Origin of the sequence: Pseudonocardia bannensis, assembly GCF_012911875.1 — a bacterium.
GTDB classification, from domain to species: Bacteria; Actinomycetota; Actinomycetes; order Mycobacteriales; family Pseudonocardiaceae; genus Pseudonocardia; species Pseudonocardia bannensis.
On record NZ_JAAXKZ010000261.1, the window covers coordinates 1 to 1,366 of the forward strand.

Consider the following 1,366-nt stretch of genomic DNA (forward strand, 5'->3'; position numbering starts at 1 on the left):
GGGACTGTCTGATCTTGGGTGTAACTGGTCCTGACACGCCGAGCGCGCTCGGCGGGAAGGACCCGTAGTGACCGAGATGATCGAGTCCGTGCCGGCTCGAGGAGATCAGCAGCAGCTCGCCCAGGAACTCGTGGAACAGGCCCGCGCCGAAGGCGTGGAGCTGGTTGGTCCGGGCGGACTGTTGACCGGGTTGACCAAGACGGTGCTGGAGACCGCGTTGCAGGCCGAGCTCACCGAGCACCTGGGCTATGACAAGCACGACCCGGCCGGCCGGGATCGCGGGAACTCCCGCAACGGCACCCGCAGCAAGACGGTGCTGACCGAGGTCGGCCCGGTCGAGATCGACGTGCCGCGGGATCGGGACGGCAGCTTCGAACCCGTGATCGTGCGCAAGCGGCAGCGCCGCCTCGACGGGATCGACCAGATCGTGTTGTCGCTGACCGCCCGCGGGCTGACCACCGGCGAGGTCGCCGCGCACTTCGCCGACGTCTACGGGGCATCCGTTTCCAAGGATACGATCTCCCGGATCACCGACAAGGTCGTCGCGGAGATGACCGAGTGGGCCAACCGGCCACTGGATCGCGTCTACCCGGTCATCTTCATCGACGCGATCGTGGTCAAGATCCGCGACGGGCAGGTCACCAACCGGCCCATCTACGTCGCCATCGGTGTCACCGTCAACGGTGAACGCGACATCCTCGGGCTGTGGGCCGGCGACGGCGGCGAGGGCGCCAAGTTCTGGCTGGGCGTGCTCACCGAGATCAAGAACCGCGGCGTCGAGGACGTCTGCATGGTCGTCTGCGACGGCCTGAAGGGCCTCCCGGAGTCGATCACCACGGCGTGGCCGCTGGCCACGGTGCAGGCCTGCATCCTGCACCTGATCCGCAACACCTTCCGCTATGCCTCCCGCCGCGACTGGGATGCACTCGCCACGGACCTGCGGCCGGTCTACACCGCCCCCACCGAGGCGGCCGCGGCCACGCGATTCGAGGAGCTCGCCGAGAAGTGGGGCGGCCACTACCCGGCGGTGGTCAAGCTGTGGCGGTCGGCCTGGAACGAGTTCATCCCGTTCCTGGACTACGACGTGGAGATCCGCCGCATCATCTGCAGCACGAACGCGATCGAGAGCTTGAACGCCCGCTACCGGCGCGCGGTCCGCGCCCGCGGGCACTTCCCGACCGAGCAGGCCGCCCTGAAGTGCCTCTATCTGGTCACCCGGTCACTGGACCCCACGGGTCGAGGCCGGGCACGATGGGCGATCCGCTGGAAGCCCGCCCTCAACGCCTTCGCCATCACCTTCGAAGGCCGAATCGTCCCCTCCACCGCCAACTAGAACGACCGGTTACACCGGAGATCGGACAGTCCC

General features: G+C 67.9%; 1 protein-coding gene. It reads left to right on the forward strand.

Annotated elements, in window-relative coordinates:
* Positions 1-76 precede the first annotated feature (76 nt).
* The gene (locus HF519_RS30070; RefSeq protein ID WP_211170792.1) at positions 77-1,333 is read left to right on the forward strand and encodes an IS256 family transposase; all 1,257 of its coding nucleotides are present in this window, start codon (positions 77-79) and stop codon (positions 1,331-1,333) included.
* The last annotated feature ends 33 nt before the right edge of the window (positions 1,334-1,366 follow it).

Excerpts from the sequence above, each read along its gene's own strand:
- HF519_RS30070 (WP_211170792.1), top strand. The coding sequence starts at position 77 with ATGATCGAGTCCGTGCCGGCTCGAGGAGATCAGCAGCAGCTCGCCCAG.